This is a genomic window from Candidatus Dechloromonas phosphoritropha (assembly GCA_016722705.1).
GTDB lineage: Bacteria > Pseudomonadota > Gammaproteobacteria > Burkholderiales > Rhodocyclaceae > Azonexus > Azonexus phosphoritrophus.
On record JADKGN010000004.1, the window covers coordinates 1555995 to 1573062 of the forward strand.

Consider the following 17068-nt stretch of genomic DNA (forward strand, 5'->3'; position numbering starts at 1 on the left):
GGGTTTTTTGGTGGGCACGGGCGGCAATGCGGCGAGTTTAACCAGATTACCGCGATTGCTACTAAGAGCTCATCCGTAAATAATATTCACTTTCAGTTTAATTTTTCTGAACGCCATGATTGATGCGGCCAGGTGGTTGAGCACCAAGAAACTGCGCTCAAGCTTCTCGTATCGCACCAACAACTTTCGGAAGCGGTTGAACCAGCTGTGGGCCACTTCGACGATCCAGCGCCGGGCTTTCTTCCTGGGGTCACGTTTGAGTTCGCCGGCCTCTTGCCCACGCCCTTTGACATGGGGGATGTAGCCGTGCTTCGTGATGATCGCCAATGCGGGCGCGCCGGTGTAGCCGGCGTCAGCGCAAAGGTGTTTGCTTCGCCGCTTGGGTGGCGACGGTCGCTTGACGACAATGGCCTCAAGCACAGCCGCCACCTGAGAGACGTCGTGCCGATGGGCGCCGGTCACGACGAGCGACAACGGGACGCCACGACCGTCCACCAGCAAATGACGCTTGCTCCCATTTTTTCCCCGGTCCGTTGGATTGGGTCCAACGCTTGATTGCGCCATCGGGGCCTTCATCATCGCGCCGTCAAGGCTTTGCCAGCGCCAGGCGATGCCTTCAAGGTCGTCGTATTCGGCAAGCCCGCGCTTCCATAGGGCTTCAAACACCCCGGCCTTCTCCCACGCCAGAAATCGGGCATGAATCGCACTGGAACTGCCAAAGCGCTCCGTCGGGAGTGCCTTCCACTGGCAACCTGTGCGCAGCACATAAACAATCGCCTCGAAGACCAGCCTCGGTTCTTTGGGCTTGCGCCCCCCGCCAGCCTTGCGGACGTAACTCCGATCCGCCAGTCGCTGGCGTATCGGAATCAGTGGCTCAACGCGCTTCCAGAATTCCTCGGTCACTTCCCATGACTTCACTTTTGCCATCATCTCCCCCAACGCAATTTTCACGCATGGGCAGTGATTATCCACTATTTACAGATAAATTCTTAGTGCCATTCTGGTCTGTCCCCTTTTGCGCAAAAACTGGCGGCTGGCGCCGCCATGGATTTGTTTGCTCGCTTGACATGGACCGGCAATGGGTGTCCCCAATTGTTCGAAAAGACCGGCGACGGCAAGAGCGCCTCGTGGATGGGCGTCAAGAAGTAATCGCCGGATTGCTAGGCCAGACGCCGTCCTTCGGGGCGGCGTTTTTCGTTGTGGGGGCGAAAATGACGGACGCTCTCCGCATTTCAAAATTGGGCAAATTTTCCGGTTGACCGTAGCAATCGGCTCTGCGGGCGGAGCTCACTGATGGCTGGCCAGCCACGCTTTGGCTGACGCTTGTTGCGCCCCTTTCAGGCCAACCGGGGAGGCGAAGTAACTGGCAATTGCGCCTGCCTTGTCGAAATTCTTAAGGCCATCCGGCGCCACGAGGCTCAGGCCATACAGCTCGGCATAGGCCTCTTCGGGATTGTCCGGCCAGTGCGATGTGACGTGATTGCCAAGCCCGGACTTGGCAATATCGATTTTGTTGACTTCGACGACGGCGACGAACTCGGCCAGTCGGCGCGTCATCTTGACTTTCGTGCCGCTGGCCACCTTGACGGTGGTTTTCGTTGCATCCTCGGCGTCATTGGCGTCTTCCGCCTTGTCCTGCGTGCTGGCCCGGGCTTCAAGCGGGGCGACCAGGGCTTCGGCCGCGGCCATCCAGGCATCCTGCGCGGCCTCGTCGGCCGTTTGGGCGTAGGTGCTATTGGCCGGCAAGGCCTTGCTGGCGGCCTTCCGGGTGGCAATGGCGGCCTTGGCGGCGGGCAGGGCGTTCTTGAAATCCGCTGCAGCCTTCTTGCTTTCTGCTGCTGTCGGCGTTTCGAGGAATGTCTTGGTGACGGCGAGCGTCGCGGCGAGCTTTTTCTGGGCGCCGATGATGGCGTTCATGTAGGCCTTTTCCTTGGCATTGTTCCAGCCGGGCACATTGACCGCGCTGAGAACCGCAGCGTTGTAGGCCGCTCTGGCCTTCTGCAACTGGCCGAAGGCCGTGGTGTCGGCGGTGTCGGTCTTGATTCTTGCCGCCTCGGCCTGGCGCTGGGTCAGCGCCTCGACGGCGTGTCCAACTTCGTGTGACAGCACGCTTTCGCTCGGCGCGCCTTGAACCTCCTGGCCGCCAAACGTGGTTTTGGCTCCGCCGGCGTCGTAATCCTTGTCGCTATTGAAGGCATCGTTGGCGATCTCGATGCGGTCGTCGCGAATTCCCGTTTTTATATCGATCTGTTGTTTGAACAGCCCCGAAGCAATGTTGCCAAACTCCGTCGTCGTGACCACCCTTCTCAACTCGACGCCCTTGATCGCCCCCCGTTCCGCCGCCGGAATGCGGGCCAGGGCGCGTTTCATCTTCTCCAGTTCCGGCTCCTTCCACTCGGCATCTTTTGTATCGGTCACTGCCGACAACTCGTAGGTCGTCACCAATGTAGCCTTCAGCGCGGCCACCTTGGGGTCCGGCTTCTTTTCGTCGCGCTGGACCAGGCCCTCGTGCCGCGCCCCGGATGCATTTTGCTGGGTCACGTGCACCAGTTCATGGGCCAGCAAGCGCCGGCCTTCGGCCGTCCCGGGCTGGTATTCGCCGCTGCCGAAAACGACGTGGTGGCCCAGCGTATAGGCTCGCGCCGCCATGGCATCGGCCGATCCGGCGGCTGCGGTGTCGCTATGGACCCGGACCTGGCTGAAGTCATGGCCGAAACGCGGTTCCATGAAGCCGCGTGTTGCCGGGTCCAGCGGTTGGCCGGTGGCGGCCAGAACGTCGTTGACTATCGCCGGCGCCACCATTTGTCCTGCCCGGCCAGTCCCGACGGGTTTGGTCGAAACCCGCTCCGGCGCCGTTGCCGCGCCAGCACCGGCATTTGACATCCGCATCACTTGCGCCGAAACATTGTCGGCTTGCTGCTCGTATTCGTCGCCCGGGCTGCCGACGGACAGTTTTGTCTGGATCACGGGGTGTATCGCGATGCGCCTGAAATCATGCGTCGCGCCTACCGCCGACACCGGCGCTTTTACGGGCCGCGGATGGTCGGGAAGCTTCGCCCCGGCCAGCCCCTTCGCCCGAGTTTCCTTTGTGTCCTGTGAGAAAGCATGCATGGTCGATCTCCTTGCCGTGGCGGTTCGACGTTGAATCGCAATTCACATGAAGGAATGATGTACTTATTCGACAAGGAGTTCCATCTTTATGGACGACCCCATTTCTCTCGCCGGTGAGGTGTCGCTGTGGCGCGGTAAAATCGGTGCCCCGATTTGCTGTCTCGATGAATGAAACAAGAGAAACCCGCCCGCCCTGCCGAACTCGCCGAAAACCTTTGCCTGAGCAGCGATCTGAAGCGCCTGTGCGGCATGCAGCGCGAATTGCTACGGTCAACCGGAAAAAACAGTGAAAAACTGAATGCCGATTTCGCCGCGCTGCTGACCCACTCGCAGGCGGCGGTGGTCGACCGTCGGGCAAAACTGCCGGAAAATAGGGGACGGACCAGAATGGCACTAACCCGAATTTTTCATAAAAGCAGGCGAATCTCGTTTAACCCATTGATATAATAGGGGTTACGCCAATAACGCTTTGTAAGAAGCCTAAACGAGACCGCCCATGGACCATTCTATCCCAACCCAGCTTCACTTTCCCGCCAGCGCCGGATTTACGATCCGGGCAGAGTTTGACGGCGGGGCGATGTCCTCCGACTTTGGCGCACTCCTGTTGCGTGGCATCGACCTGCAAATCGGCCTGATTCCCCGCCTGGTCAGCGCGATTCACGACAAACGCCACGCCTCGTACATTGACCATCCCCTGGCCGACCTGCTCCGCCAGCGGATATTCCAGACCGCCAGCGGTTACGCCGACGGTAATGACGCCAACACGCTGCGGCGCGATCCGCTGTTCAAACTGGCGGTCGGTCGTGCCCCGCTGGACGAGGGAAATGACCTGGCCTCCGGCCCCACGCTCTCCCGGCTCGAAAACAGCGTATCGCGCAAAGACATTTACCGCCTGGCCAAAAGCTTCGTCGACGCCTTCATCGCCAGCTACGCCCAGGCGCCTGCCGTGATCGTGCTCGATATGGATCACTCGGAGGATGCCACTCACGGGCAGCAGGAACTGGCGTTCTATAACCCCCACTACGGGAATCACTGCTACCTGCCGCTGTTTCTCTTCGAAGGACTTTCCGGGAAGCTGATCACCGCCGTCCTGCGTCCGGGCAAGCGTCCCACCGGTAAAGAGAATGCGGTCATCATCAAGCGCGTGCTGCACCTGCTCCGCCAGGCCTGGCCCGAGACCCACATCCTGCTGCGCGGGGATGGTCACTTCGCGAATCCCGAACTGATGACCTTGTGCGAGTCCGATCCGCATCTGGACTTTCTCTTCGGCCTGGCCGGCAACCAGGTGCTCTCGCCCAAGGCCGAGCCGCTGCTGAAGAAAGCCCGTGCGCTGCACCAGACACAGCGCCAACGCCCAGCGCCTGGGGAACGCCGAGCCTGCGGCGACACGACTGTACGACGATATCGAGTATCAGGCGGGCTCGTGGCCCAAGGCTTACCGCGTGGTGGTCAAGGCCGAGGTGATGGCCTTGGGTGACAACCCGCGGTACGTGGTGACCTCGCTGTCCGACCCGACGCCTGATGTGCTTTACAAAGAGCTGTACTGTGCTCGAGGGCAGGACGAGAACTTCATCAAGGCGGTGAAGAACGACTTGGCCAGTGACCGGACCTCCGATCATGCCTTCCTCGCCAATCACCTGCGGCTGTTCTATTCGTGTGCGGCGTATGGGTTGATTCACGGCTTGCGCGAGAACACGCTGGTGCATACGGAACTGGCCAAGGCGCAACCGCTGTCGATTATCCTGAAACTCTTTAAGTTGGCGGTGCGCGTGGTGCAGTACAAGGATCGGATCAAGCTGTCCTTGCCTACGTCGTGTCCGATGAAGGGGTGCTGGCGCGGGTGACCGAGTTGCTTTACCTCGTCCCGCGCCCGCCGGCACCGGCCTGATCGACTCGGCGACGCCGTCTCATGCTACCGACTCGAATCCGCTTGAGCGGAGGTCAGGTCTCGCCAGCGCTCTGTCCAGGGATCGATGGCGGCAGGGTGTGATGCCCAAAAGTTGGGGTATTTGGCCGATCGTGGCGGGTTGGCAGCAAAATTCGCAGCAAGCTGACTCGCATCACGGCTGGAATGGCACGACATTGACATCGCGCGGCGGGTTTATGAAACATCCGGGCTAAGTTAAGGCTGTCCAGCATGTCCAGCGCTAGCATTATCGCTGCAAGAATGGACGCAATACGTCCTTAACTTAGTGCCATTCGGGAGAGACCACGGTTTTCATCAGCTATTTACCGCTTCGGCATGCAACTTCAAGCCCAGCGCGCTTACGACCTTGAGAATCGTGTCGAATCCGGGGCTACGATCTCCTGAAAGTGCCTTGTAAAGACTTTCGCGAGATAAACCAGCATCACGCGCTACCTGTGAGATGCCTTTGGCGCGAGCAATATCGCCCAGCGTCTTGGCAATAAATGCCGCATCGCCATTGGCCTCTTCCAGGCAAGCCTCCAGATAGGCCGCCATTTCCTCGGGTATGCGGAGATGTTCGGCTACATCGCAGCGAGCAGTCGTGGTCTTGGTCATCATGCGCTCCTACAGGTTGCGTGCCAGGCGTAAGGCAGTTTTGATGTCGGTGGCTTGTGGGCTTTACCGCCGTCCGCCGAGTATCGATCCTAGCACCCCGCGCAGGATCTGCTGGCCAACGCTGCGGCCGACCGTGCCGGCCATGCCGCGGGCGGCGCTCTTGGCGGCGGCTTCGAGGACGCCTTCGCGGTGGCCGCCGCGCGGGCCGGTGGTGCCGCCGAGCATTTCACCGAGGCTGCCGAAGATGCCACCACCGGAGCTTTCTTGCGGCGCCGGGGCGCTCTGCCGCGGTTGCGGGGCCGGGCGCGGCAGCGGCTGCGCCTGCTGGCCGGCGCGGTTGCCCCAGTCGTTGGCGTCTAGCGTAGCGCGACCAGCCGGCGGAGCGGGGATGGCGCCCGGGGCTGGCCCGGCGGCTGCCGGTTTACCGCGCAGGATTTCGTAGGCCGATTCGCGGTCAATCGTCTGGTCGTAGATGGCATGGAAGGGAGACGCCTTGATCAGCGCCTGGCGTTCGTCGGCGGTCAGCGGACCGAGGCGCGACGCGGGCGGGAAGATCATGCTGCGGTCGACGACGTTGGGACGGCCTTTTTCATCGAGGAGGGAAACCAGCGCCTCGCCGACGCCGAGTTCGGTGATGACGGTGGCGGCGTCGAATTTCGGATTGGCGCGCATGGTCTGCGCGGCTGACTGGACGGCCTTCTGGTCGCGCGGGGTGAAGGCGCGCAGGGCATGCTGGACGCGGTTGCCTAGCTGGCCGAGGATCTTTTCCGGGACGTCGAGCGGGTTCTGGGTAACGAAGAAGACGCCGACGCCCTTGGAGCGAATCAGGCGAACCACTTGTTCGACCTTGTCGGTCAACGCCTGGGGCGCGTCGGTGAACAGCAGATGGGCCTCGTCGAAGAAGAAGACAAGTTTGGGCTTGTCGAGATCGCCAGCTTCCGGCAGTTGCTCGAACAGTTCAGCAAGCAGCCAGAGCAGGAAGGTCGAGTAGAGGGCCGGGGCCTGGACAAGCTTTTCGGCCGAAAGGATGTTGATGACGCCGCGACCGTTTTCGTCGACCTTCATCAGGTCGTTGATATCGAGCATCGGCTCGCCGAAGAAGATGTCGCCGCCCTGTTCCTCAAGCGTCAGCAGCCCGCGCTGGATCGCGCCGATCGAGGCCGGGGCGACGTTGCCGTATTCGGTGGTGAACTCCTTGGCGTGTTCGCCGACGTGCTGGACCATCGCGCGCAGGTCCTTGAGATCGAGCAGCAGCAGGCCCTGGTCGTCGGCGATCTTGAACACCAGTTGCAGGACGCCGGTCTGGGTGTCGTTCAGGTTGAGCAGGCGGGCGAGGAGCAGCGGACCCATGTCGGAAATGGTCGCGCGGACCGGGATGCCACCCTGGCCGAAGACGTCCCAGAAGGCGACCGGGTTGGCGTAGGGGGCAAAGCCTTCGAGGCCAAGATCCTTGAGGCGCGCTTCCAGCTTCGGCGTGACGACACCGGCGGCGCCCATGCCGGAGAGATCGCCTTTCACATCAGCCATGAAGACCGGCACGCCGGCAAAGGAAAGGCGTTCGGCTATCGACTGCAGCGTCACCGTCTTGCCGGTGCCGGTAGCGCCGGTAATCAGACCATGGCGGTTGGCCATCTGCGGGAGCAGGGCAGGGTAGCCATCTTCGGACTTGGCGAGATAGAGGGGTTCGGACATGAGTGTTCTCCAGGAATCGATAGGGCAGGCGAAAACGATAACACAGCCGCCATGCCGCCGTGACACCCGCTATTCAAAAGGCATCGCCAATGGCTTTCCCCGTTACGCTAGAATCCAGGCTTCACCTGCCGCTTACCCAGGCCATGGCCAGCGCCGATAATCCCATCCTCAATACGCCCTATGCCGAGCCAACGCGGCATTACGCGACCGACGCCCAGGGCAACCTCAATTACAAGGATGTCCGCCCCGGCCGGCGAATCTTCACACCCGACGTTCCGCAGGTACCCATCGGTCAGCAGAACCAGGGCAGCATGTTCGACCTGAACGACTTGAAGTCCAACTATGGCGAACACCTGATCAACAAGCTGCGGGACGAACTACATGCCTGGCGGGAAGCTGGCTATCGCGGCGTTACCAGCCGGGTGACCCGTGATTTGCTGCACTACTGGTTTCTCGACCCCGAACGCGCCCCCCACCAGAAACTGTTCTTTGCCCAGCAAGAGGCGGTTGAAGCCGCCATCTGGCTCAACGAGGTCGCCGAGAAATCCAACACTGGCACCCATATCCAGAATCAGTTACGCCAGCGCCAGGCTACCGCCGGCGACAATGTGGCCGACCAGTTACCACGCATCGCCTTCAAGATGGCAACCGGCTCCGGCAAGACAGTCGTCATGGCCTGCCTCATTCTTTATCACTACCTCAATCGCCGGGAATATCGTAACGACATTCGCTATTGCGACTACTTCCTGGTACTGGCGCCGGGTATCACCATACGCGACCGCCTGAATGTCCTCTTCCCGGACATTCGTAGCAGCAACCCCCACGAAGCCACCGACTACTTCCATCAACGCTACCTGATCCCTGCCGCCTACCAGGAAGCCCTGGGCGAACTCGCCCACCGCCTGATCGTCACCAATTTCCACGAATTCCTGCCGCGGGTGCTGAGTGGCAACAAACGCACGCCTTTTGACGGCAAGTTGGGTGGCGACGGCAAAAAAGTCGAAAGCCGCGAGGAAGAGGCGCAGGTGCTGCGGCGGGTTCTCGGCAGCTTCAAACCTGGTCGGCGGCTCTTGGTCATCAACGACGAAGCGCATCACTGCTACCTGCCCCGCGCCAAAGGCAAGGACACCGAACTCGATAACTCAGAAACTGAAAACGAACGCGCTGCCGTCTGGTTCTCCGGTCTGCGCGCCTGTGCTAGACGTTTCCAGTTGCGCGCCGTGTACGATCTGTCGGCGACCCCGTACTACCTCTCCGGGTCCGGTTTCCCAGCGTATTCGCTCTTTCCGTGGACGGTTTCCGATTTCGGGCTGATCGAAGCCATCGAAGCCGGTCTGGTCAAGATTCCATTCTTGCCGGTAGACGACAGCAGCCAGGCCATCGACGAGCCTGTTCTGAAAAGCCTTTACGAGCACTGCAAGGGCGAGCTGCCGAAAAAGGGGCAGCGCACCCAACGCAAGGAAAACAAGGGCGACGCCACTGCGGGCGAAGCCGCCCCCAACCTGCCGGCCTTGGTGCGTTCAGCCCTCGATCAGTTCTATTCCCATTACGAGGAATACGAACGCGGACAGCGCAGGAAGGGCGAACTCCGCTCCGATCTATTCAGCGCACCGCCGGTCTTCATTGTCGTGTGCAGCAACACCACCGTATCGCGGGAGGTATTCAAGGAAATCGCCGGCTACGAACGCAGCGACGAAACCGGCCAAACCTTTTTTGTTCCCGGCCGCCTGCCCTTGTTCTCCAACTTCGACCAGCACACCGGCCAACCTCTCTCCCGACCGCCGACCCTGCTGATCGATAGCGATGCCCTCGAATACTCCGGCCAGATCGACGACAGTTTCAAGAAGGTTTTCGCGCCGGAAATCGAGCGCTACAAACGGGAATATCGTTTACGCCACCCCGACCGCAGCCTTGAAAACCTGACCGACGCCGAACTGCTGCGCGAAGTGGTCAACACGGTCGGCAAGCCGGACACTCTCGGCGCCCATATCCGCTGCGTCGTCTCGGTCTCCATGCTCACCGAAGGCTGGGACGCCAATACCGTGACCCACGTCATGGGCATCCGCGCCTTCGGCTCGCAACTGCTTTGCGAACAGGTTGCCGGCCGGGCGCTGCGCCGTCGTCACTACTTCATCGACCCCAAAACCGGCAAGTTCCCGCCCGAATACGCCCACATCATCGGCATCCCGTTCAAGCTGTTCAAGGGTGGCACGACCGCTATCAGCCCCGCACCGGAATACGCCACCCTGCGCGCTCTGTCGGAGCGGGACAACCTCGAAATCCGCTTTCCCAATCTGGTCGGTTACCGTCTAGAAACCGACAGCGAGCAACTCACCGCTGATTTCACCGCCGTCCCCGATTACCGCCTGGACACCATCCGCCAGCCGGTCGAAACCACGCTTGGCACGGCGGTCTCCGAAGACCGACAAACCCTGCGCGTTAAACTGGAAGACCTGCGCGACCAGCAAGTCATCTACAAAATCACCAAGGAATACCTGCGTCGCATCCACGGCGACGACGCCCAGCGTGCCGATCTGCGCCTCTTTCAGCAAGTCAGGGTCATCGTTCAACGCTGGTACGACGAAACACTGACCGTTGTCGGCGAAGCCGATCCCATCTTCAAGCGCCTGGCCATCTACGAAGACCCGCAGCCCATCGTCGAAAGCATCAATCGCGGCATCATCGCCCACACTGCCGAACACGAGCGGGTGCTGCCCATCCTCAACCACTACAACCCGCAGGGCAGCACCGCCCACGTCTTCGGCCACACCAGCAAGAAAACCTGGCCGACCAAAAAGAGCCACATCAACTTGGTCGTCGCCGATACCGACACCTGGGAACAGATTGCCGCCAAGACACTGGAAAAAATTCCGGCGGTCGAAAGCTACGTCAAGAATGCCTTTCTCGGCTTTCACATCCCTTACGTCAGCAGTGGCAAGGAAAGGGACTACCTGCCGGATTACCTGATCCGGCTCCGCACCCCCAAGCTGCGCACCGCCAACCTGATCCTCGAAATCACCGGCTTCAACAAGGACAAAGAATTGAAACGCTGGGCTGTCCGCGAACGCTGGCTGCCGGCGGTCAATAACGCCCGCGCCAAGCTTGGGCTGGCCCCGTGGTATTTCGAGGAAATTGACGATATCGAAGACATCAAGCCAACGCTGACGGCAAGCATCAAGCGTATCGTCGAAGAAATCGATGCCGCCCCCGACACCCTTGGCGAAGCACTGCGTCTACTTGCCAGTCTGCCCGACGACTTCTATCTGGAAGGCCGGGAAGATTCTCCAATATTTGAACAACGCGAGCCATTCGAATGACCCCCCGCTACCTGCTCGATACCAATACTTGCATCGCCTACAAAAAAGGAAAATCCGGCGTACCCGAGCGCATCGATGCACTGCCACCGGGCCATGTCGCCATGTCGGTGGTGACCTGGGGCGAATTGATGCTGGGCGTCGAAAAATCGCAGCACAAGGAACTCTCGCTGGAAATTCTCAAACGGGTACGCGAAATTATTCCTGTCATCGGCGCCGACGAAATCGTCGGCTCGCACTACGGCGCCATCCGCGGCGCCCTGGAAATAGCCGGCAAGAAAATTGGCCCCAATGACCTGTGGATCGCCGCTCATGCCCGCGCCCTCGGCATTCCGGTGGTGACCAACAACACCGGCGAATTTGCCCGCGTTTCCGGGTTGACCGTGGAAGACTGGACGCAAGCATGACCGACAAGAAAATCGACAGCCTCAAGCACAAGAAGGCCACCCGCGCCCGCATTCCCAGCCAGGAAGAAGCCGGCTACGAAAACAACGAGCCCAACCGCGCCGACCTGCCCCTGAACCCCGTCACCACTCGCGGCCAGGACCCGGAGTTGTACTGGATGCACAAGTACGGCGCAGCCGACGACCAACGCGATCTCGAACTCGACATCCGCTCGCTCTACCGCGTCGAACATATCGCCCCGGAAAAACTGATCCAGCGCCTGTACACCCTGAAGCGCGAAGCCGCGCACCAGGACGATCTCTTTGTCGACGAACTGTTCGGCAATTACAAGGACGTCGACGAACTCGACAAGCCGCAGAGCTACTACAAGCACGCCGACCGCTGGGCCAACCGGTTGATCCAGGGCGACAGCCTGATGGTCATGGGCAGCCTGCTCGAACGCGAGGCGATGAAGGGCAAGGTGCAGATGATCTACATCGACCCGCCCTACGGCATCAAGTACAACTCCAACTGGCAGATGCGCCTCAATGACCGCAACGTCAAGGACGGCGACGACGCCAGCCTCTCCGGCGAACCGGAAGTCATCAAGGCCTTCCGCGACACCTGGGAACTGGGCATCCACTCCTACCTGAGCTACCTGCGCGACCGCCTGCTGGTCGCCAAGGAGCTATTGACCGAAAGCGGCTCCTGCTTTGTGCAGATCAGTGACGAGAACGTGCATCTGGTGCGCTGCCTGATGGATGAAGTGTTTGGGAGTGAGAATTTTGTTTCGCTGATTACGTTCAAAAAGACAACTAGCCAAACTTCGGAATTCTTAGCAGCCACGTCCGATTACGTGATTTGGTACTCGAAGAATCGGGCTGCCGTGAAATATCGGCAGCTATATAGAGAACGAAGCCTAGGTGAGGAGGGAGCAGACGCTTACACAAATGTTCTTCTTCCTAACGGAAGAATGCGGGCATTAACCAAAGAGGAGTTATCTAACCCGTCTTCCTTAGAAGCTGGGCTACGCCCATTTCGGTTTCAAGTTCTACATAGCGAGCGTAGTGGCCGACCGTCTGGTCCTGGTACAGCCATGCATTTTCCTGTGGACTTCGAAGGAACCGAATATTTTCCGCCGGGAACTCGGGGCTGGACAACAACGCAAGAGGGTATTCAACGCTTAAAAGATAAGGGGCGCTTGGGCATCCAAGGAAAATCACTTTCTTACATACGCCTCCTTGACGACTTTCCTGCTCTCCCGATCTCGAACTTATGGTTTGACACACAGTCAGGTAGTGGAATGGACAAAGTATATGTTGTCCAAACAAACGCCAAAATCGTCCAGCGCTGCATGCTCATGACCACCGACCCCGGCGACCTCGTTTTCGACCCGACCTGCGGGTCCGGTACCACGGCCCATGTCGCCGAGCAATGGGGCCGGCGCTGGATCACCACCGACACGTCCCGCGTCGCCCTGACCATTGCCAAGACCCGGCTGATGACCGGCAGCTACCCGTGGTACACCTTGCAGGACGAAAAGAACGGTCAGCCGCGGGAAAGCTGGGACGTGCGCCATGGCTTCGACTACAAAAAGGTGCAGCGCGTCACCCTCGGTTCGCTGGCCAACGACGAGCCACCGGAAGAAGTTACCCTCTACGACCAGCCGGCCATCGACCGGAAGAAATTGCGCGTCGCCGGGCCGTTGACCGTGGAAACCCTGCAAAGTTACGAGCCATTGGCGCCGGAAGCAGTGGCCGAGGCCAGCCTCGACCATGAGCGCATGGAGCAGTTCCAGTCCCGCGTTTTCGAGCACCTGAAAACCGCCGGGGTGAAAAACGGCGCGCGCAACGAAATGGCCGTCTTCGCCCGCGTCGATGCCCTGCCGGACAGCGCCTTGCACGCCGAGGGCTATTACGACACGGTCGACGGCGAACAGAAGGCTTATATCCACTTTGGCCCGCAGTTCGCGCCGATTACCCGGGCGGCGGTCAACGATGCCGTCAAGGCTTGCCGCAAGCACGGCGACGCCCAATGGCTGCTGATTCTCGGCTTTGCCTTCGAGTCCGATGTCGAGAACTCGGTACAGAACCAGCGGGCCGGCAGTTTCCGCGTCGACAAGGTGCGCATGCACGACGACCTGCTGCAAGCCGGCCTGACCAAGAAGGACAAGAAGGCCGCGACCTTCGTCACCATCGGCGAGCCGGATATCGGCATCCGGCGCGATGGCGACATCGCCACCGTGGAAATCCGCGGCCTGGACATCTACGACCCGATCAGGGATGAGGTCAAGGCGCGCTCGGTGGCCGACATCGCCTACTGGATGGTCGATGACGATTACGACGGCTCGAACTTCATGGTGCGCCAGGTGTTTTTCTGCGGCGGCGACAAGGACGATTTCGACAAGTGGAAGCGTGGCCTTTCCGATCTGGCCAAGGCAAAAACCCGTAAAAAGGTGGAAAATACCCTCAAGATCGAACTCGACTACGAGGCCTTCGACCGCCTCTACGGCTTTGTCTCGCATCCCATCCCGTTCAAGGCCGGCAAGCGGATAGCCGTGCGCGTCGTCAGCCAGTTCGGGGAAGAATCAACCAAGATATTGTCATTGTGAGATTGCCATGATCATCACCCCCTGCCGTCTGCGTTTGAAAATCACCCTTGAAGGCTCCGAGCCGGCAATCTGGCGCCGGGTCGAGGTCAACGACGCCCTGACTTTCTTCCAGTTGCACCGGGTCATCCAGGAGGCCATGGGCTGGGAAGACGACCACCTCCACGAATTCGTGGTGGCGCGCCAACGAGTCGGCACCGTCTACGACGACGGCGTCATGTTCATGGAGCAGGAGGAAACGATCCCCGAACGTCGTACCCGGCTTTCCGATCTCCTGAAGGACAACAAGAAATTCCGCTACTGGTACGACTTCGGCGACGACTGGTGGCACACGGTCACCATCGAAAAACGGCTGCCGGCCGATGCGGAGGCTCCCCCGGCACAGCTCGTTGCCGGCGAAAACGCTTGCCCGCCGGAGGATTGCGGCGGTATCTGGGGTTACGCCGATCTTCTCGTCGCCCTGGCCGACCCCGACCATGAGGAACACGAGGACTTCAAGAACTGGATCAGCGCGGAGTTCGACCCGCGCGCCTTCGATCTTCAGGCCCATGCGCGGCAGGTCGCGAAAACTGTCAGGAAACCGGCGCGGGCAAAGAAGCCCGCGGCGGAGTAAAATCTTTTTTTCGTTTTTCGATGAGAGAGCAGCATGGCCGGACATTCCAAATGGGCTAATATCCAGCACCGCAAGGGCCGTCAGGATGAAAAGCGCGGCGCCGCATTCTCGCGGATGGCCAAGGAAATTACCGTTGCTGCCAAGATGGGCGGCGGCGATCCCGGCTTCAATCCGCGCCTGCGGCTGGCGGTCGACAAGGCCAAGGGCGTCAACATGCCCAAGGACAAGATCGACAACGCGATCAAGAAGGGCACCGGCGAACTGGAAGGCGTCGAATACGTCGAGGTGCGCTACGAAGGCTACGGCATCGGCGGCGCGGCGATCATGGTCGACTGCGTGACCGATAACAAGGTGCGCACGGTGGCCGATGTGCGTCACGCCTTCTCCAAGTACGGCGGAAACCTCGGCACCGACGGCTGCGTCGCCTTCCAGTTCAAACACTGCGGCCAGATGATCTTCGCCCCCGGCACCGACGAGGCGGCGCTGATGGATGCTGCCATCGAGGCGGGCGCCGACGACGTGGCGAGCAACGACGACGGTTCGATTGAGGTCATCACCGCGGCGAACGACTTCATGGCGGTCAAGGATGCGCTGGAGGCCGCCGGCTTCAAGCCGGAATTCGGCGAGGTGACGATGAAGCCGGAGGGTGAGACCATCCTCGCCGGCGACGACGCCGTCCGCATGCAGAAGCTGCTCGATGCGCTGGAAAACCTGGATGATGTTCAGGACATCTACACCACCGCGGTGATGGACGAGTGATAGCCGGCGACAGGCAAGGGCAGGGCGGCGTTGAATGCCGCCTTTTTCTTTGATGCAGCGCTTTTATCCTTTCCTTTTCGTCTTCCTGTGGAGCACCGGCTTCATCGGCGCCAAATACGGGCTGCCGTATGCCGAGCCGCTGTCCTTCCTGCTGACCCGCTATGGTTTCGTCATCGCGCTGATGACGGTGATCGCGCTGGCGACCCACGCACCGTGGCCGCGGGAGCCGGTTCAATGGCTGCATATCGCGGTTTCCGGGCTCCTCGTGCATGCAGTCTATCTCGGTGGCGTCTTCGTCGCGATCAAGCACGGGTTGCCGGCGGGAGTCACCGCGCTGGTCGTCGGCATGCAGCCGCTGCTGACCGCCTTCGGCGCCGGCTGGCTGCTCGGCGAAGCGGTCAGCGGCCGCCAGTGGGCCGGGCTGGCGCTCGGCTTCGTCGGCGTCGGGCTAGTGGTTTCCGGCAAGTTCGGCGACGGAGCGGCGCTCGGGCCGATGCTGATTCCGGCGCTCGTCGCGCTGCTCGGCATCACCGCCGGCACGCTCTATCAGAAGCGTTTCTGCGCGGCGTTTGATCTGCGCACCGGTTCGGTGATTCAATTCGTTCCGACCGCCATCGTCACCGCGCTGGCCGTTGCACTGTTCGAGGATTTCCGCATTTCATGGACGCCCGCTTTCGTCTTCGCCCTCAGCTGGCTGGTGCTGGTGCTTTCGCTCGGCGCCATCAGCCTGCTCAACCTGCTGATCCGTAGCGGTAGCGCGGTCAATGTGGCCAGCCTGTTCTATCTGACGCCAATTTCCACAGCAGTGATCGCCTGGGCGGTTTTTGGCGAAAAACTGACGTTGACCGCAACATTCGGCATGTTGCTGGCAGTCGGCGGCGTCTATCTGGTGGCGCGCGCGAAATGAGCGCGCCGCGTATCGTCGGCATCGACCCGGGGTTGCGGGTGACCGGCTTTGGGGTCATCGAGCGGCATGGCAACCAACTGGTTTATGTCGCCAGCGGGTGCATCAAGTCGAACGACAAGCAATCGCTGCCGGAACGGATCAGGACACTGTTTGCCGGGATCAGCGAGGTCATCGCCACCTACGGGCCGGATCAGGCGGCGGTGGAAAAGGTGTTCGTAAATGTCAATCCGCAATCGACATTGCTGCTCGGCCAGGCGCGCGGCGCAGCACTCAGCGCGCTGGTTCATGCCGGGCTGCCGGTTGCGGAATACACGGCGCTGCAGGTCAAGCAGGCGGTGGTCGGGCAGGGCAAGGCGGTAAAGGAACAGGTCCAGCACATGGTGATCCGGCTGCTCGAGCTGCCCGGCGCGCCGACCGCTGACGCCGCCGACGCGCTGGCCTGCGCGATTTGCCATGCGCACGGCGGGCAAGGGCTGGGCGCCATGGCAACCGCGGGGTATCGCATTCGCGGCGGACGGCTGATAGGATGATAAGCTGTGTGAAAATACAGTATCCCGCCGCGAGGAAGATTGCGCTGAAATGATTGGACGACTGACCGGCCTGCTGGTCGAAAAGAACCCTCCGCAGATCGTAGTCGACGTCAACGGCGTCGGCTACGAGATTGATGTGCCGATGAGCAGCTTCTACAACCTGCCCGCCGCTGGCGAGAAGGTCACGCTGCTGACGCACTTCGTCGTGCGTGAAGATGGCCAGTTTCTCTACGGCTTCCTGACCGAAGCCGAGCGCTTTGCCTTCCGCCAGTTGCTGAAGATCTCCGGCGTCGGTGCACGAATGGCGCTGGCGGTGCTCTCCGGCCTTTCCGTCGGTGACCTGGCGGCGGCCGTGGCGCAGCAGGAGGCCGGGCGGCTGATACGGATTCCGGGCATCGGCGCCAGGACGGCCCAGCGCCTGCTGCTGGAACTCAAGGGCAAGCTGGCCGAAACGACCGGCGCCACGCTGACCGCTCCGGTCAACGCAGCCCGCCAGGACATTCTGAACGCGCTGTTGGCCCTCGGTTACAACGAGCGCGAAGCGGCCTCTGCACTCAAGCAGCTGCCGCCCGATGCCGGCATCTCGGAGGGCATCCGGCAAGCGCTCAAGCTGCTCTCGAAGGTCTAGG

The 17068-nt window shown here is 60.9% G+C and carries 12 protein-coding genes and 2 pseudogenes; 10 read left to right on the forward strand and 4 right to left on the reverse strand.

Annotation, left to right across the window (positions count from 1 at the left end; all coding sequences use genetic code 11):
- Positions 1 to 69 precede the first annotated feature (69 nt).
- Positions 70 to 930, reverse strand: a complete 861-nt coding sequence (locus IPP03_13310; protein ID MBL0353576.1) for an IS5 family transposase — start codon at positions 928 to 930, stop codon at positions 70 to 72.
- Between the two features lie 1611 nt (positions 931 to 2541).
- Positions 2542 to 2802: pseudogene (locus tag IPP03_13315) on the reverse strand (DUF4157 domain-containing protein).
- A gap of 477 nt (positions 2803 to 3279) precedes the next feature.
- Between IPP03_13315 and IPP03_13320 the strand changes: the two are divergent.
- A complete protein-coding gene (locus IPP03_13320) occupies positions 3280 to 3558 on the forward strand; it encodes a hypothetical protein (protein ID MBL0353577.1) in 279 nt (92 codons plus the stop codon).
- 49 nt (positions 3559 to 3607) lie between these two features.
- Positions 3608 to 4999 (forward strand): annotated as a pseudogene (locus IPP03_13325) (IS1380 family transposase).
- A 333-nt stretch (positions 5000 to 5332) separates the two neighbouring features.
- Here the strand turns inward: IPP03_13325 and IPP03_13330 are convergent.
- Complete coding sequence (locus IPP03_13330) at positions 5333 to 5632, reverse strand: putative addiction module antidote protein (protein MBL0353578.1); 300 nt, start codon at positions 5630 to 5632, stop codon at positions 5333 to 5335.
- A 63-nt stretch (positions 5633 to 5695) separates the two neighbouring features.
- Positions 5696 to 7324: a DUF853 family protein gene (locus tag IPP03_13335; GenBank protein MBL0353579.1), complete on the reverse strand. Its 1629-nt coding sequence runs from the start codon at positions 7322 to 7324 to the stop codon at positions 5696 to 5698.
- A gap of 143 nt (positions 7325 to 7467) precedes the next feature.
- On the opposite strand from IPP03_13335, the gene IPP03_13340 reads away from it, so the two are divergent.
- Genes IPP03_13340 through ruvA form a run of 8 tightly spaced genes read left to right on the forward strand, consistent with a single transcriptional unit; the run spans position 7468 to position 17067 of the window.
- Positions 7468 to 10641, forward strand: coding sequence for a DEAD/DEAH box helicase family protein (locus IPP03_13340; protein ID MBL0353580.1), 3174 nt, complete (start codon positions 7468 to 7470; stop codon positions 10639 to 10641).
- A complete protein-coding gene (locus IPP03_13345; GenBank protein MBL0353581.1) occupies positions 10638 to 11045 on the forward strand; it encodes a type II toxin-antitoxin system VapC family toxin in 408 nt (135 codons plus the stop codon). Before IPP03_13340 ends, IPP03_13345 begins: the two co-directional genes overlap by 4 nt.
- On the forward strand, positions 11042 to 13633 hold the full coding sequence (locus IPP03_13350) for a site-specific DNA-methyltransferase (GenBank protein MBL0353582.1): 2592 nt from the start codon (positions 11042 to 11044) through the stop codon (positions 13631 to 13633). Before IPP03_13345 ends, IPP03_13350 begins: the two co-directional genes overlap by 4 nt.
- Before the next feature lie 7 nt (positions 13634 to 13640).
- A complete protein-coding gene (locus tag IPP03_13355) occupies positions 13641 to 14243 on the forward strand; it encodes a plasmid pRiA4b ORF-3 family protein (GenBank protein MBL0353583.1) in 603 nt (200 codons plus the stop codon).
- 33 nt (positions 14244 to 14276) lie between these two features.
- Positions 14277 to 15002: a YebC/PmpR family DNA-binding transcriptional regulator gene (locus tag IPP03_13360; protein ID MBL0353584.1), complete on the forward strand. Its 726-nt coding sequence runs from the start codon at positions 14277 to 14279 to the stop codon at positions 15000 to 15002.
- 34 nt (positions 15003 to 15036) lie between these two features.
- Positions 15037 to 15909: a DMT family transporter gene (locus IPP03_13365; protein ID MBL0353585.1), complete on the forward strand. Its 873-nt coding sequence runs from the start codon at positions 15037 to 15039 to the stop codon at positions 15907 to 15909.
- Positions 15906 to 16439, forward strand: coding sequence for a crossover junction endodeoxyribonuclease RuvC (gene ruvC, locus IPP03_13370; GenBank protein ID MBL0353586.1), 534 nt, complete (start codon positions 15906 to 15908; stop codon positions 16437 to 16439). The genes IPP03_13365 and ruvC overlap by 4 nt, the downstream gene beginning before the upstream one ends.
- 49 nt (positions 16440 to 16488) lie before the next feature.
- Entirely contained in the window at positions 16489 to 17067 is a 579-nt protein-coding gene (gene ruvA, locus IPP03_13375; GenBank protein ID MBL0353587.1) for a Holliday junction branch migration protein RuvA, read from the forward strand.
- Position 17068 lies beyond the last annotated feature (1 nt).

What these genes read in the sequence shown, in the direction of transcription:
- ruvC (MBL0353586.1), top strand. Translation starts at nt 15,906, where the DNA reads ATGAGCGCGCCGCGTATCGTCGGCATCGACCCGGGGTTGCGGGTGACC.
- IPP03_13360 (MBL0353584.1), top strand. Translation starts at nt 14,277, where the DNA reads ATGGCCGGACATTCCAAATGGGCTAATATCCAGCACCGCAAGGGCCGT.
- IPP03_13320 (MBL0353577.1), top strand. Translation starts at nt 3,280, where the DNA reads ATGAAACAAGAGAAACCCGCCCGCCCTGCCGAACTCGCCGAAAACCTT.
- IPP03_13335 (MBL0353579.1), bottom strand. Translation starts at nt 7,324, where the DNA reads ATGTCCGAACCCCTCTATCTCGCCAAGTCCGAAGATGGCTACCCTGCC.
- IPP03_13345 (MBL0353581.1), top strand. Translation starts at nt 10,638, where the DNA reads ATGACCCCCCGCTACCTGCTCGATACCAATACTTGCATCGCCTACAAA.
- IPP03_13310 (MBL0353576.1), bottom strand. Translation starts at nt 930, where the DNA reads ATGATGGCAAAAGTGAAGTCATGGGAAGTGACCGAGGAATTCTGGAAG.
- IPP03_13330 (MBL0353578.1), bottom strand. Translation starts at nt 5,632, where the DNA reads ATGACCAAGACCACGACTGCTCGCTGCGATGTAGCCGAACATCTCCGC.
- IPP03_13350 (MBL0353582.1), top strand. Translation starts at nt 11,042, where the DNA reads ATGACCGACAAGAAAATCGACAGCCTCAAGCACAAGAAGGCCACCCGC.
- ruvA (MBL0353587.1), top strand. Translation starts at nt 16,489, where the DNA reads ATGATTGGACGACTGACCGGCCTGCTGGTCGAAAAGAACCCTCCGCAG.
- IPP03_13365 (MBL0353585.1), top strand. Translation starts at nt 15,037, where the DNA reads ATGCCGCCTTTTTCTTTGATGCAGCGCTTTTATCCTTTCCTTTTCGTC.
- IPP03_13355 (MBL0353583.1), top strand. Translation starts at nt 13,641, where the DNA reads ATGATCATCACCCCCTGCCGTCTGCGTTTGAAAATCACCCTTGAAGGC.
- IPP03_13340 (MBL0353580.1), top strand. Translation starts at nt 7,468, where the DNA reads ATGGCCAGCGCCGATAATCCCATCCTCAATACGCCCTATGCCGAGCCA.